26 protein-coding genes are annotated in these 23,960 nt (G+C 50.3%); all 26 read left to right on the forward strand.

The features are described from left to right. Window positions 1-178: 178 nt before the first annotated feature. A complete protein-coding gene (gene dprA, locus EDM54_RS01065) occupies window positions 179-1,303 on the forward strand; it encodes a DNA-processing protein DprA (protein WP_122957625.1) in 1,125 nt (374 codons plus the stop codon). Between the two features lie 118 nt (window positions 1,304-1,421). Then, window positions 1,422-3,500, forward strand: a complete 2,079-nt coding sequence (gene topA, locus EDM54_RS01070; RefSeq protein ID WP_003385908.1) for a type I DNA topoisomerase — start codon at window positions 1,422-1,424, stop codon at window positions 3,498-3,500. A 33-nt stretch (window positions 3,501-3,533) separates the two neighbouring features. Next, window positions 3,534-4,856 carry an FADH(2)-oxidizing methylenetetrahydrofolate--tRNA-(uracil(54)-C(5))-methyltransferase TrmFO gene (gene trmFO, locus EDM54_RS01075; RefSeq protein WP_003385907.1) on the forward strand — a complete coding sequence of 441 codons (1,323 nt, stop codon included), beginning with the start codon at window positions 3,534-3,536 and terminating at the stop codon, window positions 4,854-4,856. A 55-nt stretch (window positions 4,857-4,911) separates the two neighbouring features. After that, a complete protein-coding gene (gene xerC / locus EDM54_RS01080) occupies window positions 4,912-5,853 on the forward strand; it encodes a tyrosine recombinase XerC (RefSeq protein WP_122957626.1) in 942 nt (313 codons plus the stop codon). 16 nt (window positions 5,854-5,869) lie between these two features. Continuing rightward, window positions 5,870-6,412 (forward strand): ATP-dependent protease subunit HslV, encoded by a 543-nt coding sequence (gene hslV / locus EDM54_RS01085; RefSeq protein ID WP_003385905.1) that lies wholly within the window; start codon window positions 5,870-5,872, stop codon window positions 6,410-6,412. Between the two features lie 19 nt (window positions 6,413-6,431). Continuing rightward, entirely contained in the window at window positions 6,432-7,826 is a 1,395-nt protein-coding gene (hslU, locus tag EDM54_RS01090) for an ATP-dependent protease ATPase subunit HslU (protein ID WP_003385904.1), read from the forward strand. 39 nt (window positions 7,827-7,865) lie between these two features. Further along, window positions 7,866-8,645, forward strand: a complete 780-nt coding sequence (codY, locus tag EDM54_RS01095; RefSeq protein ID WP_003385901.1) for a GTP-sensing pleiotropic transcriptional regulator CodY — start codon at window positions 7,866-7,868, stop codon at window positions 8,643-8,645. Window positions 8,646-9,062: 417 nt separating this feature from the next. Next, window positions 9,063-9,476 carry a flagellar basal body rod protein FlgB gene (flgB, locus tag EDM54_RS01100; protein ID WP_003385900.1) on the forward strand — a complete coding sequence of 138 codons (414 nt, stop codon included), beginning with the start codon at window positions 9,063-9,065 and terminating at the stop codon, window positions 9,474-9,476. Between the two features lie 2 nt (window positions 9,477-9,478). Beyond that, window positions 9,479-9,937, forward strand: a complete 459-nt coding sequence (gene flgC, locus EDM54_RS01105; RefSeq protein ID WP_003385899.1) for a flagellar basal body rod protein FlgC — start codon at window positions 9,479-9,481, stop codon at window positions 9,935-9,937. Between the two features lie 18 nt (window positions 9,938-9,955). Beyond that, window positions 9,956-10,255 (forward strand): flagellar hook-basal body complex protein FliE, encoded by a 300-nt coding sequence (gene fliE, locus EDM54_RS01110; protein WP_039070085.1) that lies wholly within the window; start codon window positions 9,956-9,958, stop codon window positions 10,253-10,255. Between the two features lie 31 nt (window positions 10,256-10,286). After that, a complete protein-coding gene (gene fliF / locus EDM54_RS01115) occupies window positions 10,287-11,867 on the forward strand; it encodes a flagellar basal-body MS-ring/collar protein FliF (RefSeq protein ID WP_024983841.1) in 1,581 nt (526 codons plus the stop codon). 13 nt (window positions 11,868-11,880) lie between these two features. Beyond that, window positions 11,881-12,894, forward strand: coding sequence for a flagellar motor switch protein FliG (gene fliG / locus EDM54_RS01120; protein WP_003385895.1), 1,014 nt, complete (start codon window positions 11,881-11,883; stop codon window positions 12,892-12,894). Further along, entirely contained in the window at window positions 12,878-13,696 is an 819-nt protein-coding gene (fliH, locus tag EDM54_RS01125; RefSeq protein WP_031932912.1) for a flagellar assembly protein FliH, read from the forward strand. The genes fliG and fliH overlap by 17 nt, the downstream gene beginning before the upstream one ends. After that, window positions 13,693-15,012 carry a flagellar protein export ATPase FliI gene (gene fliI, locus EDM54_RS01130; protein WP_003385893.1) on the forward strand — a complete coding sequence of 440 codons (1,320 nt, stop codon included), beginning with the start codon at window positions 13,693-13,695 and terminating at the stop codon, window positions 15,010-15,012. The genes fliH and fliI overlap by 4 nt, the downstream gene beginning before the upstream one ends. 1 nt (window position 15,013) lies before the next feature. Continuing rightward, window positions 15,014-15,460 carry a flagellar export protein FliJ gene (gene fliJ, locus EDM54_RS01135; RefSeq protein WP_003385892.1) on the forward strand — a complete coding sequence of 149 codons (447 nt, stop codon included), beginning with the start codon at window positions 15,014-15,016 and terminating at the stop codon, window positions 15,458-15,460. Window positions 15,461-15,472: 12 nt separating this feature from the next. Further along, window positions 15,473-16,372, forward strand: a complete 900-nt coding sequence (locus EDM54_RS01140) for a magnesium transporter MgtE N-terminal domain-containing protein (protein WP_003385891.1) — start codon at window positions 15,473-15,475, stop codon at window positions 16,370-16,372. A 72-nt stretch (window positions 16,373-16,444) separates the two neighbouring features. After that, complete coding sequence (locus tag EDM54_RS01145; RefSeq protein WP_003385890.1) at window positions 16,445-17,647, forward strand: flagellar hook-length control protein FliK; 1,203 nt, start codon at window positions 16,445-16,447, stop codon at window positions 17,645-17,647. A 24-nt stretch (window positions 17,648-17,671) separates the two neighbouring features. Beyond that, window positions 17,672-18,067: a TIGR02530 family flagellar biosynthesis protein gene (locus EDM54_RS01150; protein ID WP_003385889.1), complete on the forward strand. Its 396-nt coding sequence runs from the start codon at window positions 17,672-17,674 to the stop codon at window positions 18,065-18,067. 93 nt (window positions 18,068-18,160) lie between these two features. Next, a complete protein-coding gene (gene flgG, locus EDM54_RS01155) occupies window positions 18,161-18,979 on the forward strand; it encodes a flagellar basal body rod protein FlgG (RefSeq protein WP_003385887.1) in 819 nt (272 codons plus the stop codon). Window positions 18,980-19,046: 67 nt separating this feature from the next. After that, window positions 19,047-19,271 (forward strand): flagellar FlbD family protein, encoded by a 225-nt coding sequence (locus tag EDM54_RS01160; RefSeq protein ID WP_003385886.1) that lies wholly within the window; start codon window positions 19,047-19,049, stop codon window positions 19,269-19,271. Between the two features lie 15 nt (window positions 19,272-19,286). Next, a complete protein-coding gene (locus EDM54_RS01165; protein ID WP_003385884.1) occupies window positions 19,287-19,745 on the forward strand; it encodes a flagellar basal body-associated FliL family protein in 459 nt (152 codons plus the stop codon). A 39-nt stretch (window positions 19,746-19,784) separates the two neighbouring features. Next, on the forward strand, window positions 19,785-20,780 hold the full coding sequence (gene fliM / locus EDM54_RS01170; RefSeq protein WP_003385883.1) for a flagellar motor switch protein FliM: 996 nt from the start codon (window positions 19,785-19,787) through the stop codon (window positions 20,778-20,780). After that, complete coding sequence (fliY, locus tag EDM54_RS01175; protein ID WP_003385882.1) at window positions 20,773-22,122, forward strand: flagellar motor switch phosphatase FliY; 1,350 nt, start codon at window positions 20,773-20,775, stop codon at window positions 22,120-22,122. The genes fliM and fliY overlap by 8 nt, the downstream gene beginning before the upstream one ends. A gap of 29 nt (window positions 22,123-22,151) precedes the next feature. Next, on the forward strand, window positions 22,152-22,514 hold the full coding sequence (locus EDM54_RS01180; RefSeq protein ID WP_003385881.1) for a response regulator: 363 nt from the start codon (window positions 22,152-22,154) through the stop codon (window positions 22,512-22,514). Then, window positions 22,514-23,188 (forward strand): flagellar biosynthetic protein FliO, encoded by a 675-nt coding sequence (locus EDM54_RS01185; RefSeq protein ID WP_024983837.1) that lies wholly within the window; start codon window positions 22,514-22,516, stop codon window positions 23,186-23,188. Before EDM54_RS01180 ends, EDM54_RS01185 begins: the two co-directional genes overlap by 1 nt. Then, on the forward strand, window positions 23,185-23,946 hold the full coding sequence (gene fliP, locus EDM54_RS01190; protein ID WP_003385879.1) for a flagellar type III secretion system pore protein FliP: 762 nt from the start codon (window positions 23,185-23,187) through the stop codon (window positions 23,944-23,946). Before EDM54_RS01185 ends, fliP begins: the two co-directional genes overlap by 4 nt. Window positions 23,947-23,960 lie beyond the last annotated feature (14 nt).

Raw genomic sequence — 23,960 nt, forward strand, 5'->3', positions numbered from 1 at the left:
CGCCCCCTCCTACTCGATTGTCCCGGGTCCAATGTTGTCAAATCAGCTCATGTTTTGTTATAAAAGCTCCGACAAACGTCGACTACTAGAAAAAAACGCATATCCAGGTTTTCTAGAGTGACTCTCTGTCTCTTTGTAAAATTAATGAAAAAGGGGCTCAAGGGAGAGTGGAGAAGGGATGACACCTGTCGGAAACGAAGAAGAGATTGCCTGGTATTGCGGGCTTGTGGGCATTCCGGGGCTGGGAAGAAAAAGGCTTCGAGAGTTATATGAGAAGCATGGGTCATTTACGGCAGTGGGCAAAGGGTGGCGTCAGGTTGCGGCAGAAGCCGGATTCCCCGTCAAGCTGATCGGAGCGGGAGTAGAACGGCTGAGCGGAGTGCATTCAGAAAGACGTCTGACTTTTTTAAGACAAAACGGTATCGGTGTGATCGGATGCTGGGAAGAGGTGTTTCCTCCTCTGCTGCGAAACATTTCCGATCCCCCGCTTGCACTCTTTTACAAAGGAAATATCGAATTGATCGTCGGGCCTGCGATTGGCATTGTCGGGTCCAGAAAGCCAACGCCCTACGGCCGGGCCGCTTGCGCACAACTGGTCAAGGAGCTTTGTGGCGAAGGTCTGGTTATCGTCTCCGGTCTTGCTCACGGGATTGATGCAGAGGCGCATCGGACTGCCCTGCGGATGAAAGGAGCGACAATCGGCGTATTGGGATGCGGCATCGACGTCGTTTACCCTGCCGCCCACCGTCCCTTGTTCCGAGAGGTTGAATCCGCAGGCCTGCTTGTCTCCGAGTATCCGCCGGGTGTGCCGCCGGTACCTGGCCTGTTTCCCGAGCGCAACCGGATTATCAGCGGTTTAAGTGTAGGGACAGTGGTCGTTGAGGCGGCGGAGAGGAGCGGGTCGTTGGTTACAGCGGATTGTGCGCTCGAGCAGGGGCGAGAGGTTTTTGCTGTGCCCGGACCCATATTTTCTGAGGTAAGCGCTGGGCCGAATAACTTGGTGAAACAAGGTGCAAAGCTAGTAACAGGCATTGAAGATGTTCTCGATGAGCTGCCACCTTATTGGAAAGCGGTCATTGCGAGCAAGAAAAAGGGTTCGGGTGCTTTCGCGGACGAGAAAGTCGCACTGGATGACGAGGAACAACGGCTTTTTCAGCATATCCGCCACGAACCGATCCATATGGATGAAGTAGGCCGACGTCTTTCCGGGGCTGATCAGGCCTGCTTGTTTCGGACATTACTAAAGCTGGAAAGTAAAAATGTGATTGCCAGCCTACCGGGAGGATATTATGTGAGACGATAGTCACTTTCTCCCGGAATCGCTGGAATCCTCCCGAAGCCTTCATGCTTCAAGTGTTTGACAAATCGGATAAGCATATTTAATAATAGGGGAGATTCCTTACAGAAAGGGGAGGAAAAAGATGGCTGACACGCTAGTGATTGTCGAATCCCCGGCGAAAGCAAAAACAATTGGAAAATATTTGGGAAGCAAATATATAGTGAAAGCGTCCATGGGCCATGTACGCGACCTCCCAAAAAGCCAAATGGGCGTTGATGTTAATCAGCAGTTTCAACCGAAATACATAACCATTCGCGGCAAAGGCGACGTTTTGAAAACCTTGAAGGACGCTGCGAAAAAAGTGAAAAAAGTCTATCTCGCAGCCGACCCGGACCGCGAAGGGGAGGCCATCGCCTGGCACCTGGCTCAATATCTTGGCCTTGATATGAACCAGCCTCTGCGGGTTGTTTTCAATGAAATCACGAAAGACGCCATCAAGGAGGCTTTCAAGCATCCTCGCCATATCAATATGGACCTGGTGAATGCCCAGCAGGCGAGACGAATTCTGGACCGTCTCGTCGGCTACAATATCAGCCCGATACTTTGGAAAAAGATCCGCAAAGGATTGAGCGCAGGGCGGGTTCAAACTGTCACTGTCAAGATGATTGTGGATCGGGAAAGAGAAATTCAACAGTTTATTCCCGAAGAGTATTGGACGATCAGCAGCATGTTAATCAGCAAAGGAAAAGTTTTTGAAGCCAAATTTTACGGGATTGGCGACGAAAAAACAGAGTTGAAGTCCGAAGCCGACGTCAAACAGGTGATCGAGCAGATCGGCAATCATCCTTACCTGGTGAAAAAGGTGACCAAGCGGGAAAGAAAGCGAAATCCGGCTCCGCCTTTTATTACCAGCTCGCTTCAGCAGGAAGCGGCTCGGAAGCTGAATTTTCGAACAGCCAAAACGATGAGGATTGCCCAAGAGCTATACGAAGGGATTGACCTGGGCAACAAAGAGGGAGCGGTAGGTCTAATTACCTACATGCGTACGGATTCCACGCGAATTTCCGTGACTGCTCAAAATGAAGCAAAAGAGTACATCCTGGAGAATTTCGGTGCAGACTACATATTGACGGAACAGAGAACACAAGCGAAAAACGAGAACGCTCAGGATGCTCACGAAGCGATTCGCCCGACTTCCGTGCTGCGGACGCCCGACCAGTTGAAAGAGGTCCTCAGTCGGGATCAGCTCCGCTTGTACCGCTTGATCTGGGAGCGCTTCCTGGCGAGCCAGATGGCTTCCGCCGTTTTGGATACGATGAGTGTGGATATTGATGTAAACGGGGTGACCTTCCGCGCCACCGGCTCCAAGGTAAAATTCCCCGGATTCATGAAGGTATATATAGAAGGAAGCGACGACAATAAAGAGGAAGAATCATTCCTGCCTCCAATTGAAGAAGGAGAATCCCTTGAATTGAAGGAGATCGAGCCCACCCAGCACTTCACCCAGCCTCCTCCGCGCTATTCGGAAGCAAGGCTGATCAAGACGCTGGAGGAGCAAGGAATCGGACGTCCTTCCACTTATGCTCCAACACTCGAAACCATTCAAAAGCGTGGCTACGTTGCCTTAGAGGAGAAACGCTTTCTGCCGACAGAACTCGGAGAGCTCGTCGTTACCATGATCGAGGAGTTCTTTCCGGAGATTGTCGATGTTGAATTTACGGCAAATATGGAATCGGATCTGGACGGAGTCGAAGAAGGTATTGCAGATTGGGTAAAGGTGCTGGACCAGTTTTATCAAGACTTTGCAAAACGGTTGTCAGTCGCTGAAGAACAGATGGAAGAAGTCGAGATCAAAGATGAAGAATCAGACGAGTTCTGTGAGCTGTGCGGAAGCGTCATGGTTTACAAGCTCGGACGTTTCGGGAAGTTTCTCGCTTGCTCCGGGTTCCCGGACTGCAGGAATACCAAGCCGATTGTCAAAGAAATCGGCGTAAAGTGCCCAAACTGTGAAACCGGATCGATTATCGAACGTAAATCCAAGAAGAACCGTATTTTCTATGGATGCAACCGATATCCAGACTGTGATTTCGTCTCTTGGGATAAACCGATTGCACGTCCTTGCCCGAAATGCAGCAGCCTGCTGGTCGAAAAGAAACGCAAGAAGCAGGGCGTCAGCGTGGTGTGCACCAATTGCGATTACCAGGAAGAAGCAGATTCCTAAGCGGATTCCTGAGAACGTATGGAGGATAACAGCATGACAAAACAACCGTATGTAACTGTGGTCGGCGCCGGGCTTGCAGGAAGTGAAGCAGCCTGGCAGATCGCCGAATCGGGTGTACACGTCAAACTGTACGAAATGCGCCCGACAAAGCAGACGCCGGCCCATCATACCGATAAATTTGCCGAACTCGTTTGCAGCAACTCTTTGCGTGCCAACTCGCTGACCAATGCAGTAGGTGTGTTAAAGGAAGAAATGCGCCGATTCGAATCTGTCATCATTGGCGCTGCGGATAAATGTGCCGTACCTGCTGGCGGGGCGCTGGCAGTCGATCGGCATGAATTTGCCCAGTATGTGACCGACGCTGTGCGGAACCATCCGCTGATTGAAGTAATGACAGAAGAAGTTTCAGAGATCCCGGACGGTATCGTCGTAATTGCGACGGGACCGCTTACCTCGCCCGCTTTGTCTGAAAGGCTCAAGTCTTTGACAGGAGAGGAGTACCTGTACTTTTACGATGCAGCTGCTCCCATTATTGAGAAAGATTCCATCGACATGGAGAAGGTCTTTGTGGCTTCGCGCTATGACAAAGGCGAAGCCGCGTACCTCAACTGCCCGATGTCGGAGGAGGAATTCAACCGCTTCTACGATGCCCTGATCGAAGCCGAGGCTGTTCCGCTCAAGGATTTTGAGAAGGAAATTTTCTTTGAGGGCTGCATGCCGATCGAGGTTATGGCAAAAAGAGGCCGTCAAACGATGCTGTTTGGCCCGTTAAAGCCTGTCGGACTGATCGATCCGCGCACCGGAAAACAGCCGTATGCGGTAGTGCAGCTTCGTCAGGACAACAGTGCGGCAACCCTTTACAACATCGTCGGATTCCAGACGCATCTGAAATGGCCGGAACAAAAACGCGTCTTTTCGATGATTCCAGGTCTAGAGAACTGCGAGATCATCCGCTACGGCGTCATGCATCGGAATACGTTTATCAATTCCCCTAAGCTGTTGAAGCCGACCTATCAGTACAAGGACCGGGATACACTGTTTTTTGCGGGACAGATGACTGGTGTGGAAGGTTACGTAGAATCGGCCGCGTCGGGCTTGCTTGCTGGACTGAATGCTGCCAGACTGGCAAAAGGCGAGGAATTGCTCGTACTGCCTCCGGAAACGATCATGGGCAGCATGGCACGCTACATCACGACAACCGATCCAAACAATTTCCAACCGATGAATGCCAACTTTGGGCTGGTGCCGGAACTCGAGAAGCGCATTCGCAATAAACGGGAGAAAAACGAAAAGCTCGCTGAGCGGGCGCTAGACACAATTCAGAATTTTACACAAAAACGACACAAATTAGGTTGATATCAGATTTTTGGCTATGTTACTATATAGGTGCCTTTGAGGAGGTGCGCGTCAGATGGACAATTCACAGCAAATATCCACGGAAATTGATATGTTTGTGGACTATTTGCGTGTCGAAAAAAACGCCTCTACTCATACGGTGAAGCATTACGTGGCAGATATCAGCGAATTCGTCGCCTTTATGGAACAGCACCAAATCCCTGTATTTGCTGCTGTTTCTTATTTGCACGGCCGCTCCTTTCTCGCTCATTTGGCTAAAAAGGGTCTATCGCGGCGCAGCATCGCCCGCAAGCTGTCCAGTTTGCGAAGTCTGTACCGTTTTTTGTTAAGGGAAGGTCAACTGGCGCAAAATCCGTTTCAATTGGTATCGACACCAAAAGTGGAGAAGAAACTGCCATCCTTCCTGTATCCGAACGAAATCCAATCGTTTTTTGACCTGCCTGACACTTCGACCCCACTTGGCATGCGGGATCGGCTCATTTTCGAGCTGTTGTATGCAAGTGGGATTCGCGTGTCGGAGCTGGTAACACTAACATTGGAAGCGGTAAACCCAAGCATGGGGATTGCTCTTGTTTACGGGAAGGGTGCGAAGGAGAGATATGTTCCAATCGGCAGTTATGCGTGCGACATTCTTCGGCAATACCTAGATAATGGAAGGAAGAAGCTTCTTGCCGGCAAGGCTGACCACGGGTACCTTCTTCTCAATTATCGCGGGGAGCCGCTCTCCGACCGCAGTGTCCGCCGTATCGTCGACAAGCATGTGGAGGCCCACGCGCTCAGTCTGCGCGTATCGCCGCATACGTTTCGCCACACATTTGCTACCCATCTCCTGAATGGAGGTGCGGATTTGCGTACGGTGCAGGAACTGCTTGGTCACGTCAATATTTCGACAACCCAGGTGTACACGCATGTGACCAAGGAACGGTTGCGCCACGTTTACGACGCAGCCCATCCACGTGCGGGTCATTCCCGTCCAGGATCGGCCGGAAGTACATAAGCGGGAGGAATCTGCAATGGAACAGTTTCATGCTACTACAATTTTTGCCATACACCATAACGGAGAAGCGGCCATGGCTGGCGACGGTCAAGTCACGTTCGGCAACAGCATGGTAATGAAGCACGGCGCTAAAAAAGTAAGACGGTTGTATCGCGGTGAGGTGCTGGCCGGTTTTGCCGGCTCGGTAGCAGACGCGATCACCCTGTTTGAAAAGTTTGAAGCAAAGCTGGAGGAGTACCACGGCAATCTGCAAAGAGCTGCTGTGGAACTGGCAAAGGAATGGCGAATGGACAAAGTCCTCAGGAGATTGGAAGCGATGATGATCGTTTGCAACAAAAATAATCTGCTTTTGATCTCTGGAAACGGCGAAATCATCGAGCCGGACGACGGTATTCTAGCCATTGGGTCAGGAGGAAGCTTTGCGCTTGCTGCAGGCAGGGCGTTGAAACGGTATGCGCCGCATCTGAGTGCGAGAGAGATTGCCGAAGCTTCTTTGCGGACAGCTGCTGAGATTTGCGTATTCACCAACGACAATCTCGTTGTCGACGAGATGAAGTGAAAGGAAGGGAGGACTCCTGGTGCTGAGCCTTGAACAATTAACCCCGCGTAAGATTGTAGAGCATCTGGACAAATACATCGTCGGACAAGGTCAAGCCAAAAAAGCGATAGCCGTGGCCTTGCGCAACCGATATCGCCGGAACATGCTTCCGGAGCATATGAGGGATGAAGTCATACCGAAAAACATCCTGATGATCGGGCCGACAGGTGTGGGGAAGACAGAAATCGCTCGCAGGATTGCCAAATTGACGGGCGCGCCTTTTATCAAGGTCGAGGCCACCAAATTTACGGAAGTCGGATACGTAGGCCGTGACGTAGAGTCGATGGTTCGGGATTTGATAGAGGCAGCAATCCGCACTGTAAAACAGGAGAAGATGGAATCCGTAAAGGAAAAGGCCGAGAAACTGGCCAACGAGGCCATCGTAAATATCCTCGTTCCAACGCGAAAGCAGCAGCAGTCATTTAAAAACCCGCTGGAAATGTTGTTCGGAGGCGGACAACAGCAACAGCAATCATCTGAACCCGAGGACGTTTCCATTGAACAGCAGCGACGTCAGGTTAAGTGGCAGCTGGAGGCTGGACAACTGGAAGATCAGATGATTGAGATCGATGTGGAGGACCAATCCCCCTCCATGTTTGATATGTTCCAGGTTCCGGGTACAGAACAAATGGGGATGCAAATGCAGGATATGTTGGGCAATCTTTTGCCGAAGCGGACGAAGAAGAGAAAATTGCGAATTAAAGATGCACGAAAGGTATTAATTCAGCAAGAAGCGCAAAAACTGGTGGATATGGATGAAGTCACGCAGGAGTCGATTCGGCGTGCCGAGAACCACGGCATCATCTTTATTGATGAAATCGACAAGATCGCCGGCAAGGATGGGAGAGGCCCCGACGTATCGCGTGAAGGTGTGCAGCGAGACATCCTGCCCATCGTGGAAGGCTCTACCGTGATGACAAAATACGGTCCCGTAAAGACTGACTTTGTTTTGTTTATCGCAGCTGGCGCTTTCCACATCGCCAAACCGTCCGATTTGATTCCGGAGCTGCAGGGACGTTTTCCGATCCGGGTCGAGCTCACCAGCTTGCGGGTGGAGGATTTCGTCAGGATTTTGACGGAACCGAAAAATGCGCTGTTGAAGCAATACATCGCTCTTCTCGAAACAGAAGGGATTCGGGTCGATTTTACCCCGGATGCCATTTCGGAGATTGCCCGATTGGCCGCAGAAGTGAATCAGTCAACCGACAACATCGGTGCGAGACGGCTTCACACCCTGTTGGAAAAGCTTTTGGAAGACCTTTCTTTTGAGGCCCCTGACATTCATCTGGATGTGGTGCAGATCACGCCTGAGTATGTGCGTGAAAAGCTTGGCTCTATCGTTGGCAACAAGGACTTGAGCCAATACATCCTATAAAACATACGATGGTCAATTATTGACTGGGAGGAAACCATAATGGATCTGTTGTCAAAAACAAGAAGAATTAACCGTCTGCTGCAAAAGTCAGCGGGACACGCGGTCAATTTTAGTGAAATGGCCCAAGTATTAAGCGATGTAATTGAAGCAAATATTTTCGTGGTCAGTCGCAAGGGAAAACTGCTCGGTTTCTCGATCCACCAAGAAGTGGACAACGAGCGCATCCGTAAAATGCTCGAAGAACGCCGCTTCCCTGAAGAGTACAGCCTTGGCTTGCTCAAAGTGGAAGAGACGTCCGCAAACCTGGATGTGGACAGCCCGTACACCATTTTCCCAGTGGAGATGAAAGAAGTATTCCGCACAGGCTGGACGACATTGGTTCCGGTAATGGGCGGCGGTGATCGACTCGGTACCCTGATCCTTGGACGCGTCAACAACCCGTTTGTCGACGATGACCTGATTCTCGCAGAGGTAGGGGCAACTGTCGTCGGTATGGAAATTTTGCGTGAACGTTCCGAGGCAATTGAGGAAGAAGCACGCAGCAAAGCAGTTGTGCAAATGGCGATCGGTTCCCTGTCTTACAGTGAACTGGAGGCTGTTGAACATATTTTTGAGGAGCTGGAAGGAAAAGAAGGTCTTCTTGTCGCTTCGAAAATTGCAGACCGCGTGGGCATTACCCGTTCTGTCATTGTAAATGCACTGCGGAAGCTGGAGAGTGCTGGCGTGATCGAATCCCGTTCCTTGGGTATGAAAGGGACCTTCATTAAGGTTCTGAATGAGAAGCTGCTTCCAGAACTGGAAAAGCTGAAAACTTCATGACATTTTTTTGGCTCCAGGTAAGCGGGCTATGCAAATAAATAGGTTTCAAAGTGAATATATAACGGGAATAGGTAAGGTGTAGCTAAACGTGCTACACCTTTTTTCTAGGTATTTGTACCTAGATATTTGTCGAAATTGGGGGAATTAAATCGAAACGGTCAAAAATTATTAACTAAAAAAGCTAGTTTATTCAAATATATGTAAGGTTCTTTTACAATTTTCCATCACACTAACAAAAATAGGGAGCATCAGGGATTTAGTCCCATTGAATCATTTTGTCACAACTTGTGAGAATAGGGCTTTTTTCGCCATAGCAGTTTTGCTATGATTGAGTCGTATTCTTGTGTCGAATTAACAGGAAAAAATGGAATATTTGTGGGAATGGAGCGAAAGCAAGATTGGGGGAGTTTGGAAAAAATGCTAGTCAGTAACCATTTAGGAATCTTGGAGCGATCTTTGGACGCCGCTATGCTTCGACAAAGAACGATAGCCAACAACGTCGCTAACATTGACACCCCGCAATTTAAGAGCAAGCAGGTTGTGTTCGAAGACCTACTGAAACAAGAGATGAATGGGGCTTCAGGACAACAAAAACTGCAGGCGTATCGTACTAATGCCCGGCATATCCCGTTTGCCGACAGCGGTTTGAATGTGGTGCCGAGAATTGTCTCCAACCCAGAGAACTTCGTTCAAAACAATGGCAATGACGTGGATCTTGAGTTTGAGATGAGCGAGTACGCCAAAAACCAGATCTGGTACAATGGGTTAACCCAATTGACTGCAGGGCATTTTCAAAAATTGCGCAGCGTAATTGAAGGCGGAGGTAGATAAGAATGAGTTTGTTCCAAGGGCTTGATACAAGCGCTTCCGCTCTGACTGCAAACCGGCTCAGACTGGATACAATTGCAGCGAACGTGGCCAACGCAAATACGACCCGCGCTACATTTGTAAACGGGGCTTGGCAGCCTTACAAAAGAAAAATGGTTGAGCTGTCCCCGAAAGCGCCCAGCCAGTCCTTCGACAGTGTACTGCAAGGAGCGATTGGCATGGTGTCCGGCAGAACGGAGCAGGGAGTGAGGGTAACGTCCATTCGCGAAGACAATACCCCATTTAAGCGGGTATACGATCCGACACATCCGGATGCGGATGCGGACGGATATGTTCTGATGCCGAATGTGGACATGATGAAGGAAATGGTCGATATGATTTCCGCATCGAGAGCTTATGAAGCGAACGTTACCATACTGAACGGTGCGAAGAGCATGATGATGAAAGCACTGGAAATCAAGTAGGGAAAGGAGTAAGAACGGATGGATATTAACGCGCTTTCCCGGATTGGCGGAGTGCAGCCTCAAATCCAGACCAAGACCTATACGCCGGATGAGGTAAGCAAATCATTCTCAGCGTATCTTTCCGATGCACTGAACCAAGTCAACCAGGCCCAGGTAGAATCGGCAAATTTGGCAGACAAGTTTGCGATGGGACAAGTTCAGGATGTCCATCAGGTCATGATTGCAGGGCAGAAGGCCTCTGTCATGCTGCAAATGACCATGCAAGTACGTAATAAAGTCATAGAATCCTATCAGGAAATCATGCGCATGCCACTTTAATGTTTTGGCGGTATCATTGGTGAGGTGAACCATGAACGAGCGTCTAGCACTATATAAAGATCAAGCTTTGGCGAAATGGAACCAGCTGCCTGCTAAACAGAAATGGATGATTTCCGGTATCGCGCTGTTTTTGCTCATATCACTTGGCCTATACATATACATCGCTTCTCAGCCGGTGTACAAGCCGTTATACAACCAGCGGTTAAGTGAACAGGAAATCGGGATCATCAAGCAGGAACTGGAAGGAAAGAAAGTTCCATTTCGAATTACAGACAACGGCACAAGTATAGAAGTGCCAGAAAAAATGGCTCAGGATGTCATAGTTGACTTGGCTGCACAAGGGATCCCCAGCGAAGCAGGCATCAACTCAGAAATATTTTCTAACACCCTGGGAGTAACAGACCGTCAGTTTGACGTGATGAAAAAAGAAGCTTTGCAGCAAGAACTGAGAAAAATGCTGGAACGGGTAAAAGGTGTTCGCACCGCGCAGGTAATGATTACTCTGCCGCAGGAAAGCGTTTGGGTGACGGAGACACCTGATAGCGCGACAGCTTCGGTCATCGTTGATGTCGAGCCCGGAACCAGACTGGATCAAAAACAGATCAACTCCTTGTATCTGCTTGTTTCCCGCAGCGTACCCAAGCTGTCGCCTGAAAACATTACCATTTCCGACCAGTACTCCAATCTGCTGGAGCGAACTGACGGCAGTGAACCAGAAGGAAACCTGACAGCTTACGAGCAGCAAGAGAAGATCAAAGCAGATGTGGAAAGAAAGATCCAGCAAAATTTGTACACGCTCTTGGGCACGATTATGGGCAGAGACAAAGTCATTGTTCATACCTTTATCAGCATGAACTTTGACAAGGAAAACCGTGTTGAGAATCTGGTTGAAGCGCCAGACAAGGAAAACAACGAAGGACTTATCATCTCATCGCAAAAATTATCGAAAACCTTTAGCGGCCAGGGCGCCCCTCCCGGAGGAATCGCGGGAACGGGAGCGAACGACACGCCAGGCTACCCGGGCAGTACGCCGCAGGGCAACAACAGTCAGTATGAAGAACTAAATGACACGATCAATCGGGAAGTCAACCGGATCACCCGCAATATTTCAATGAGTCCCTATAAAATCGATGACATCACGATCAACGTTGGGGTAGAACCACCCGAAGGCGGACAGCTCGACGAACAAACTATCGACAGTATCAAGCAAGTCCTTCGCAATGTGGTTCGCGTTACGTTAAGCGACAAAGGCATAGATTTGACACAAGAAGAACTGGACAAGCACATCTCTGTTCTGCCGCGTCCATTCTCCGGAAAAGTCGCAGTTGATGGTTCCGGAAGTCTGACTCCTGCCCTCTTGTATGGTACGGGTGCTGTAGCCTTGCTGGCTCTCGGAGCGGTTGCCTACCTGATCTACCGCAGACGCCGCCAGGCCAAACAGCAAGAAGAGGAAGTCGCAGATGTCATGTCGATGCAACCGACGGAGGTACCCGATTTAACCTATCAAGACGATACAGATCAGGCAGTGGTGCGGAAACAACTGGAAAAATTGGCGCGCAGCAAGCCGGACGAATTCGTTGTTTTGCTTCGTACTTGGTTAGCTGAAGATTAAGGAGTGAAAGCAAATGGCTCGCGGCGCAAAAGAATTGTCAGGAAGACAGAAGGCTGCGATCCTGCTCATCTCTCTCGGGCCGGAAATCTCCGCCCAGGTGTTCAAGCACCTCAGAGAGGACGAGATCGAGCAGCTCACGTTGGAAATTGCCAACGTTCGTAAGGTAGACGCGGATGAAAAGGACAAGATCTTGGCAGAATTCCATCAGATAGCGGTCGCTCAGGAAGTCATCTCTCAAGGCGGAATTACGTACGCCAAGGAGATCCTGCAAAAAGCACTTGGCGAGACCAAGGCAATGGACATCATTAACCGCTTGACAGCAAATCTTCAGGTTCGTCCATTCGACTTTGCAAGAAAAGCGGACCCAGGCCAGATCCTGAACTTTATCCAAAATGAGCATCCGCAAACAATTGCGTTAGTTCTTTCTTATCTGGAACCTCAACAGGCAGCGATGATTCTCTCCGCGCTTCCTCAAGAGAGACAAGCGGAGGTAGCAAAGCGCATCGCCTTGATGGACAGCACGTCACCGGAGGTTATCACGCAAGTGGAGCAGGTTCTGGAACAAAAACTGTCAGCCACCGTTACTCAGGATTATACCCAGGCTGGTGGTATCGAAGCGATTGTCGCTGTTCTTAATGGTGTAGACAGAGGTACAGAGCGGACGATTCTGGATTCTTTGGAAATACAAGACCCAGAGCTGGCAGAAGAGATCAAAAAGCGTATGTTTGTCTTCGAGGATATCGCTACTTTGGACAACCGCTCCATTCAGAGGGTTATCCGCGATGTGGAAAATGCAGATCTCCAGCTTGCGCTTAAAGTTGCCAGCGAAGAAGTCCGTGAAGTTATCTTCCGGAACATGTCCAAACGGATGGCAGATACATTCAAAGAAGAAATGGAATTCATGGGACCTGTCCGTCTGCGTGATGTAGAGGAAGCGCAGTCCCGTATCGTCGCGATCATTCGCCGCCTGGAAGAAGCGGGTGAGATCATCATCGCTCGCGGCGGAGGAGATGATATCATTGTCTAGGATTATCAAGCTGTCTCACTATCAGACATCGGACGAATCTTTTCTTCTCTCCGTGAAGTCTACACACATACAGACGGTTGAATCGGATGAAAGGTTGCAAGAAAATCTACAAATTGTAAAAAATGCAGAAGAAGAAGCCGGAATGATTCTCCAGGATGCGGAAGAAACCGCGCAGGGACAGCTTCGCGAAGCGATGGAGCAGGCTGAAAAAATTCGGCAGGATGCCCTTGCGGAGATTGAACAGTGGTGGGAAAACAAACGGCAGGAAGCAGCTGTGCTTTTTTCCGAAACCGAAGCACAAGCCCGAGAACAAGGGTTTCAAGCCGGTCTTCAGGATGGCAAGCAGCTGGCATGGGAGGAAGAGCGTGAAAAGGTAGAAGAAGCTCGGAATCTGTTGGAGTTTGCCCACCGGGAGAAAGAGCGAATCATCTCTGAAGCTGAACCGTTCCTGGTGGAGTTAAGCCTGGAAATTGCAAAAAAAATTATCGGCAATGAGTTGAGCGCATCTCCGGAAGCTGTCCTTGAGATCGTAAAAAATACGCTTCAGCGTTCGCGGGTGCACGGTGAAATAACTGTCTGCGTCAATCAGCGTCACTTTGACTTTGTTCAGCAGCACCGCCCGCAGCTGCTTGCGCTTTTGGATGGACAAGCAGAGATTGCGATTTACCCTGACCACACGGTAGATGAGGGCGGCTGTGTCATCCGCACCCCGCTGGGCAGCGTGGATGCCCGGATTGATACGCAATTGACAGAAATCAGACAAGCGCTGCTGGATATTGCCAAGGGAAGTGACGAGGCATGACTGTTCTTGATGTAGGCAAGTACAGACATATCCTGCAAGGAATAGATCCGGTACGCGTCAATGGAAAGGTTACCCAGGTAGTAGGGTTGACGATCGAATCGCAGGGACCGGAGGTTAAGCTCGGAGAAATTTGCCATATCTATGCAAGTCAAAGCGAGGAACCGATTGCAGCAGAAGTTGTCGGCTTTCGAGACAATAAAGTGCTGATGATGCCGCTCGGAGAACTGACCGCAATCGGGCCGGGCAGTGATGTTGTTGCGACTGGCCGCTCTCTCCACGTCAAAGTAGGCCCGGAAATTCTCGGCCGAATTCTCGATGGGCTCGGCCGTCCGCTCCAGGGCAGCCTTCCGCTGGGCCTTGCTTCATATCCTACATCGAACATGCCGCCAAATCCGTTGTTGCGGCCGCGTATTCAGGAGCCGCTTAGTGTCGGAGTGCGGGCGATTGATGGATTGTTGACAGTCGGAAAAGGTCAGCGCGTAGGGATTTTCGCCGGGTCTGGTGTCGGTAAGAGTACATTGATGGGCATGATCGCCCGCAATACGACAGCCGACATTAACGTGATCGGATTGATCGGGGAGCGCGGGCGCGAGGTCATGGAGTTTATCGAACGCGACCTCGGTGAAGAGGGGTTGAAAAGATCGGTCGTCGTAGTCGCGACTTCGGATCAACCCGCTATGATACGGATCAAGGGTGCCATGATCGCGACCTCGATCGCCGAGTATTTCCGGGATCGCGGGCTCAATGTCATGATGATGATGGATTCAGTGACTCGCTTTGCTATGGCGCAGCGCGAGATTGGGCTGGCCATCGGGGAGCCACCTGCGACTCGTGGTTATACGCCTTCCGTCTTTGCCATGCTGCCAAAGCTGCTGGAACGTGCGGGTACAGCAGACAAGGGAAGTATTACAGCCTTTTATACTGTACTCGTTGATTCTGATGATATGAACGATCCGATTGCCGATGCTGTTCGCGGAATTTTGGACGGGCATATCGTCCTTGACCGGAAAATCGCCCACAAAGGCCACTTTCCGGCGATCGATGTGATGGCAAGCGTCAGCCGGGTGATGAACGAAATTTGTACAGACGATCATCTGGAGGCAGCCCGTCAGTTGAAGCGGTATTTGGCTACCTATAAGGAAGCAGAGGATTTGATCAATATTGGAGCATACAAGCCGGGCACGAACAGGGAGATTGACCAGGCGATTCGTTACCGAGATGTGATCAGAGATTTTACGATGCAGGGCACCCATGAGCCTTCGGATCTCCAAAGTGCCATTAAGGCGCTGACAGCTCATTTCGGGGGAGTGAACTAGTGTGAAGGTGTTCCAGTTTCATCTCCAGAAGGTTTTGGATGTGAAAGAAAAAGAGAAGGAACAGGCTGAATGGGACTTCGGCAAGTCAATCCAAAGAAAGAATGAAGAAGAGTGGAAGCTGGGGCAGCTGCATGAGCTCCATGAAGAAGCGACAGGGATGCTGCACTCCGTTCAAGCCGAGCCTGTCAGTGTTGCACACCTTATGGAGATTACGCGGTATCGCCAGTCAGTCGAGCGTTCTATCCACAACCAGAAGCAAATGGTGTATGGATGCGTACGCGAAATGGAACGGTGTCAAATGCTCTTGACAGAGCGCATGAAAGAAACGCAATTGTGGCATAAGCTCCGGGAGAGGGCCCATGGGCAGTATCTCGAGGCTGAAAAACAACGGGAACAAAAAGAGATGGACGAAATTGGCACGCAGCTCTATCTTCGCAAAAGCAACTGATGGAGGTTCACTATGGAAGAGATCCAAGAAGAACGGGAATACAGCAGGTGGGAATGGTTCTTTTACATGATTGTCATCCCTGCTCTGTTTGCCACACTCCTTGGGGGGGTCTTTCTCAGCTTTCTGGGTGTCAACGTCTTGGGACAAGTGCTTACATGGGCAAACAGCATTCCCTACGTGGAAAAATTAGTTCCCGACGATTATGCGGCAGGCGATGGAGAAGCACCAATGGTAGATAAGGGAAAACAGGTACAAAGCCTGCAGGAAGAACAAGCAAAAAGCCAGCAAACCATCGCCAGCTTGCAAGGAGAAGCAGAGAAGAAGGACGCCACCATTCAAGCGCTGGAGAAACAAGTTCAGGATTTGCAAAAAATGATCGAGGACAAGCGGACGACAGAGGAAGAACGCCAAAAGCAGTACCAGGATTTGGCGAAGCTGTATTCTACGATGTCGCCGAAAAACGCGGCTGCCATCGTAGAGAATTTAAGTCTGGAAGAAGCCGTTACGGTGATGAAGAAGATGAAGGCGGATCAGCAGGCGAACATTTTGGCCAAAATGGACCCGAAAAAAGCTGCTGATATCTCGATCCTGCTGAAGGACTCGGTTGTAAACAAAGACGACGACATCGCAGCCTTGCAGGAGAGAGTTCAAGTGCTGACAAAAGCGCTGAGCGAAACGAGGAAAGATACGACCAGCTTGGACGCGCTTGTTCAGACATTTTCACAGATGCCCGCCGAGGATGCGGCCTCCATTATCCGCTCGCTCATGGGGACCAATAAGAACCGTGCAATCTCGATTTTGGCGGGCATGTCCAATGACAAACGGGCGTCTATCCTGGCGGCCGTAGCCAAGGAAGACAGCAAAAAGAAAGAAGATGTAGCAGCCCGAATTACCAGCGAGTTGCTTCGATAAGCGGAGAAGAGCCTAAAGCTTGTTCGCTTGTCGTTTTCCATAAGCAACAAAAAACAAGAGGAGGTGACAGAGATGAATGTAGCCAATGTCGCTGCGCCAGCAGTACCCGCTTCGGTAGGAACATCTGCAAACGGTTCAGCCATTCTGACGGGGACGGCTGGTCAGCAACTGCCTGGGACTCTGGAGAATTTGTTTGCCATGCAGATGATGTCAGCTCTCGAACAATTAGAGGGAATGGAGGATGCTGTCATTCAGGTTGAAGCGGACGGAATGGACACAGAAGACCAGGAAGAAATTGCTGAATTGCTAGCCATGCTCCAACAGTTGTTTGCAACGTCGCAGTCCCAGAGCCATGACATCGTCAATTCGTTGGAAGCAAAGACAAAAGAGCTGGCTGACATGATGAACAAGCTTCCGAAGACAGCGGTCTTGTCTGACAGTCAAGTTCAGAACTTGCTAGCTACGTTCACTCAACGGGGCCTTTCCCAAGCAACAGCAGAAAAGCTGGCCAATTTTATGGCGGCGCTCAACCAATCCAATGAGACTATGCCCCAAGGCCTTGTGCCTGCTCGTTCAAAGGAACAGTCGACTGCGGCGTATATGTCACAGCGGACAAACCTGATGTCGACGATGCAGCCGGTGCGCGTGTCACACGCATTGTCCAGCTACCAGGCCGAGGCCGGTGTGCAGGCGAAAACAGCCGCTCCAACCAGCCAGCAGCAAACGGCAGATTTCATGATGGAGCCAGACGCCAATCCTTTGACTGCACAACAGAACAATCCGAATGTGCAAACGTTTGGGCAAAAAGGAAATGTTCCGACTGGCGGCCATCCAATCCACGCAAATCAGTTCAGCCAGCAGGTGACACAGTTGTTTGTGAAGCAAATGAAGCTGACGCAAGTGGACGGGGTGCACGAGGCAAGGCTGATCTTGTATCCGCAGTCTCTCGGACAGGTTGACGTCAAAATCACTTCCCATAACGGGATGATTACCGCTCATTTTTCCGCGGAAACAACCGCCGGAAAAGAATTGCTGGACAACCAGCTGCCTCAGCTGCGCGCTGCATTGACGCAGCAAGGACTGCAAGTCGACCGTCTGGAGGTAAATCAGCAGCAACAGGCTGGAAGCTTGCCATTTCAGCAGCAGCAACGCGAACGCCAGCAGCAGCAAAACAATGAAAATCAGCAAAGCGACAGGCAGGACAAAGCTGAATTCTCGCTCGATGCTCTTGTAGAAGGCAGCGATGAGATCAGTAAAATCGGTTATTCCGGCTAAGGAATAGGACAAGGAGGAACCGCCATGCACTCGTTTAACGTCGGGCAGACCTACTTTCCTGTCAAACCAAGCCATACCGTACCTGCACGTTCAGGCAGTTCTGCGACAAACGGGAAAGCCTTTCGCGACTACCTGACGGAATCTGTTGAGAAAGCCAAGAGGTCTCAGGAGATCACTTTCAGTCAGCATGCGTTGAACCGTTTGAATGAAAGAGGAATCAGCCTGGATGAGACCAAGATGGACCGTCTGGCTGGCGGCGTCAAAAAGGCTGCCGACAAAGGCGCAAGGGAATCTCTGATCATGATGGACAATGTAGCGTTCGTGGTCAGCATCCAGAATCGGAAAGTGATTACTGCCGTAGATGACGGACGAATGAAGGATAGCGTTTTTACTAATATAGACAGTGCTGTGTTTGTGTAACGAACGAGGGCTGGACCTCTTCGGAGGAAGCCTGCGGACTGCCGACTGACTGAAGCAGTCAATTACTGAATATTATCGAGGAGGAATCGCATTATGCTGCGTTCTATGTATTCGGGCATCTCAGGTTTGCGCGGATTTCAGACAAAACTAGATGTGATCGGCAACAACATCGCCAACGTGAATACCGTAGGCTTCAAAAAAGGACGCGTCATGTTCCAGGACATTCTCAGCCAGAACATCGCGGGAGCGACAGCGCCAGCAGATCAGGGAGGGAAAGGCGGTACAAACCCGATTCAAATCGGTTTGGGGTCGCAAATGGCTTCAATTGATACTGTCTTCTCTGCCGGCAGCCCTATGCAAACGAACCTGCCAACCGATTTGTCCATTGAAGGCGACGGCTTCTTCATGGTAACGCCCGACGATGGCACTACTTTCTACTATACGCGGGCAGGGAACTTTACCCGGGATTCGCAAGGATACTTGGTAAACTCCCAGGGTCTCAAGCTCGTAGACAGCGGTGGAGGAACCATTCAAATCCCGCAGGACACCTACGTTTCCTATTCGATTGGAAAAGATGGGGTGGTCACTACGGTTGACGCGCAAGGTGCTTTGGACACGCCGTTCACTATTGGCGTCATGAAATTCAACAATCCGGGCGGGCTCAAAAAAATCGGCAATTCCTTGTATGAAAATACGAACAATGCTGGCCCATTCGATGGTGCTCCTGATACGCCGATCACAGCTGCTCAGGCTCAAGTAAGCATCATCTCCGGACAGTTGGAAATGTCCAACGTTGACCTGTCCGAGGAATTCACCGAGATGATCGTTGCTCAGCGCGGATTCCAGGCAAACTCCCGGATCATTACGACATCTGATACGGTACTGGAAGAACTGGTGAATCTGAAACGATAATGTGTAAAGGGGATCGGGGAGTGAAGCTGCTTGCTTCCTCCCCCCTACAACCCGAAAGGAGCGGCAGATGATCCAACTAACCCGATTCAACGGCGCACAGTTTTACTTGAACGCGACGCACATAGAGACGGTGGAGTCCACTCCCGATACGGTTATCACCTTGCTTACGGGGAAAAAGCACATCGTGAAAGAAACGGCAGAGGAAGTGATCGCGCGGATCCTGCGTTTCTACCAGCACGCGTTCCCGGCGTTTACACCGCCGCGCATGCCGGAAGACGATTCCATTGAATAGCGGGAGGCGCAAAAAATGTTTCAAAATCGCTTGTTTAACATGGCCCTTATCATCATTATTGCGATATCGCTTCTAGGAGTCATATCGTTCGTGCTCTGGCAAACCTATCTCTCCCCTGCAGCACAATCAGCAAGCCATGACGAATCCAAAGAGGTAAAGGCTCTTTCGGCCAAGGAAATGCAAGAGTACTCGGTTGACACTGGCGAGATTACCACAAACCTGCTCTCCAAAAACTACATCATCGTTCGTTTCACCATCACTGCGGACAGCAGCAGTTCCAAGGAAGAGCTGGAGCAACGCCTGCCTCAGGTGAACCAGATTATCATCAAGACACTAGCAGGTCTGGAACCCGATGACATCAAGGGAACAGAGGGAATCAACAAGCTGGAAGCCAAAATCATGAACGAGATTAGCGCATTGATGCAGGAAGGCAAAATCGTTCAGGTAATCACAACGAAACAGCTCCTATCTTAACAAATGATGAATGAATACATAGCAAGGGGGTGACGACAGATGGCCGAGGTTCTCTCACAAAGTGAGATTGACGCGTTGTTGGCAGCACTTTCTTCCGGAGAGATGGATGCCAACGAGCTGAAAAAAGAAGAGACTGAGCGGCGGGTTAAAGTATACGACTTCAAGCGGGCATTGCGATTTTCCAAAGATCAGATTCGCGGATTGACGCGTATCCACGAAAACTATGCACGGTTGTTGACGACATATTTTTCAGCTCAGCTTCGTACCTTCGTGCAAATAACAGTTGCCTCCGTCGACCAATTACCGTATGACGAGTTTATTCGCTCCATTCCGAAGATGACGATTCTCAATATTTTTGAGGCGCCACCACTTGAAGGCCGAATGGTTTTGGAAGTGAATCCAAACATCGCATACACGATGCTGGATCGACTCCTTGGCGGGCAAGGAATTATCCCCGACAAAATGGGGGCACTGACAGAAATCGAGACAACCGTGATGGAGCGCGTGTTTGGAAAGGCATTGGATACCTTCCATGAAGCGTGGAAACAAATTATCGAGTTGGACCCGTATTTGGAAGGGCTTGAAATGAATCCCCAATTCATGCAGATCGTTTCTCCGAACGAAATCGTGGCGGTTATCTCCTTTAGTACAAAAATTGGAGATACGACGGGGATGATCAACCTGTGTCTGCCACACGTCGTGTTGGAGCCAATCATGTCGAAGCTGTCCGGACAGTACTGGTTTTCCAAACAGAAGAAAACGAGGGATGAAGAGGAGCGATTGCGGGTTGAGGAGCGGGTGAAAGCAGCCAGCCTGCCGATTATCGCGGAGTTGGGTACCGCTACCATCACCGTAGGAGAGTTTTTGCAGCTTCAGGTCGGTGATGTGATCCAGCTCGATCATCTCGTCGATAACAAGTTGAGAATTAAAGTGGGAGATCAACTGAAGTTCCTGGGACAGCCCGGCACGCAAAAAGGTCGTGTTGCGGTGCAGATCGACGAAGTCCTTGAGGAAGGGGAGGAAATGAATGAGTAGAGACATGCTTTCTCAAGAAGAAATTGACGCGCTGCTGCGAGCAAACAATTTGGTAGAAGAGGAAACGGAACAACAGAGCGTGCCAGATGTGGCCGACTACCTGTCGGCGTTTGAGCAAGACGCACTTGGAGAGATTGGAAACATCTCTTTTGGCAGTGCAGCAACGGCTCTCTCTACCTTGTTAAGCCAAAAGGTGGATATTACGACGCCTACTGTTTCGATGGTTCAAGTCAGCGAGTTGGAAAAAGAGTTTCCCATGCCGCATGTCGCAGTTCACGTAGAGTATACAGATGGCTTTAAAGGCGTCAACCTGCTTGTCGTCCGGATGGAAGATGCGGCGGTTGTAGCCGATCTGATGATGGGCGGGGATGGTCGCCCGAGCACGACGGAAATGTCCGATCTGCATATAAGTGCAGTTCAAGAGGCCATGAATCAAATGATGGGGTCTGCAGCCACGTCGATGTCTACCATTTTTAATCAACTGGTAAACATCACACCGCCAGGGATTGATGTGATGGATCTTGCGCAGGGGAAGGGCGGAGACAGCTTCACGGAGGATGACACCCCGCTGGTCAAAGTCTCATTCCGTTTAAAGGTAGGGGAGCAAGGAGAGCTGATCGACTCCAATATCATGCAGCTCTTGCCGCTATCCTTTGCGAAGGATATGATCGGACGTCTGACTGGCGCATCAGATGCGGATGCCGCTGCTGCAAGTCCTGCTGAGGAAGCTCAAGCGCCCTCTGCTCCTAGTCAGCCGGCTGGCCACACCGAACCAACGATTCCGGCAAGTCCAGCCACTCAGCCGCCAGCAGCAGCTGCACAGACACCTTATCCAGAACAGCCGGCACAAGCGCCGCACCCTGGTTACGCACCACCGCCGATGGGTTATCAGGCTCCGCCGATGTACCAGGATCCATATGGTCAGCATCCTTATCCACCGGCTTATGCGTACCCGCCGCAATATGTCCAGCCGCCGGTTCCACACGCTCCCCAGCACTTTGGAGCACAGCCGATGAATGTTGCCAATGTGAAAGCAGCGCAATTTTCTCCGTTCGGTGGCGGTATGATGGCTGCACCTGACGAACAGAACCTGAATTTGCTATTGGACATTCCTCTGCAGGTGACAGTCGAGCTTGGCCGTACGAAGAAGCTGATCAAAGACATACTGGATCTTTCCGCCGGATCGATCATCCAACTGGACAAGCTGGCTGGTGAGCATGTAGACATTTTGGTAAACAACAAATTGATCGCCAAAGGCGAGGTTGTGGTCATCGACGAAAACTTCGGGGTTCGCGTAACCGACATTATCAGTCCGATTGACCGCGTTTCGAAATTGCAATAACAACGGTAAAAACGAGGAGGAGCTAATCCATGTCTAACAAAGTTCTCATTGTTGATGACGCAGCATTTATGCGCATGATGATTAAAGAAATTCTGTCTAAAAACGGGTACAGCGTCGTCGGAGAAGCAAGCGACGGAGCACAGGCAGTAGAAAAATACAAAGAACTCGGTCCTGACCTGGTCACCATGGATATTACCATGCCAGAGATGGATGGAATCTCGGCACTGAAAGAAATCAAAAAGATTGATCCGAATGCTCGTGTCATCATGTGTTCTGCGATGGGGCAGCAGGCAATGGTAATTGACGCCATTCAGGCTGGAGCAAAAGATTTTATCGTGAAGCCGTTCCAGGCAGATCGCGTATTGGAAGCGATCAAAAAGACGTTGAGCTAATGATGAAACTCCGGGACACAAGGGTGCGGCTCATCTGGATTTGTTGCCTGCTGTTGTTGTTCGTCGCTTCCCTTCCGGCTCAGGCTTTGGCGGAGAGCAGTTCTGTCGCCGATGCACTGAAAAAAGGCACGCTATCGACTGATGGGTCCGCCGGTCCACAGGAACCGGCACCCATTCCAGGAAGCGGGTCTGGCAGTATGTGGGGTTACCTGATACAGGTTATTTTCTCACTGGGCATCATTCTGGTTCTCATCTATTTGTTGCTGCGTTTTTTGTCAAAGCGTCAGGTTGGAATGGCACAAGGGCCGATTAAAGTCATCAGTATGGCACCGCTCGGGAATGGGAAGTCGGTCCAAGTGGTAATGATCGGAGAATCATTGTACGTGCTCGGTGTCGGTGAAAATGTTCAATTGCTTCATCACATACCGGCTGGAGAGGAAGCTGACCTGATTTTGGCAGATGCAGAAATAAAAGGCGCGCTGCCATCGCCGCTGAAATGGCTCCCATTTGGCGGCAATCGAAAGAACAGTGACGAATTTTTCCAGCCTTCCGATGGGCAAGGTCGTACGTTTGAAGAAATCCTACGAAACCAGTGGGGAACGGTAACAAAACGCTCGGAACAAAATGTCCGCTGGATGGATGAGCAAGGTAAGGACAGAGGAGATTTGGGATGAAACAAATACTGCAGCTGCTCGTGATTGTGCTCGCATTGCTGGTCATACCGGATATGGCGGCAGCAGCACCGGTTCAACCATCATTGGTCCCTACGATTGACTTGAAAATTGGGGGCGGAGCTGGTACGCCGCAGGAGACTTCGACAGCCATTCAATTGCTGTTGATCTTGACAGTTCTGTCCGTAGCGCCTGCCATTTTGCTGCTCATGACCAGCTTTACGCGAATTGTCGTCGTATTGTCGTTTGTCCGCAATGCATTGGCAACTCAGCAAATGCCACCAAACCAGGTATTGATCGCACTCGCTCTGTTCATGACCTTTTTTATCATGTCCCCGACATTGGCCAAGGTAAATGAGACGGCTGTCCAGCCTTTTATGCAGGGGCAATTATCGCAAGAACAGGCGTTTGCGGCTGCGGTCATCCCATTCAAGGAATTTATGGCCAAACAGACACGTGAAAAGGACCTGGCGCTGTTTCTGGAGTTTGCAAAGGCAGAGCGGCCGAAGACAGTACAAGATATTCCGCTTACTGCATTGGTTCCCGCTTATGCGATCAGTGAACTGAAAACAGCATTTCAAATCGGTTTTATGATTTTTATTCCGTTTCTTGTCATCGATATGATTATTGCAAGTATTCTGATGGGAATGGGGATGATGATGCTTCCCCCGGTGATGATCTCACTCCCGTTCAAAATTTTGCTGTTCATCATGGTCGATGGCTGGTACCTGGTAGTCAAATCTCTTCTGACCAGCTTTTAGCGTACGAGAGGCAC

It is taken from the genome of Brevibacillus borstelensis (assembly GCF_003710865.1).
Lineage (GTDB): Bacteria > Bacillota > Bacilli > Brevibacillales > Brevibacillaceae > Brevibacillus > Brevibacillus borstelensis.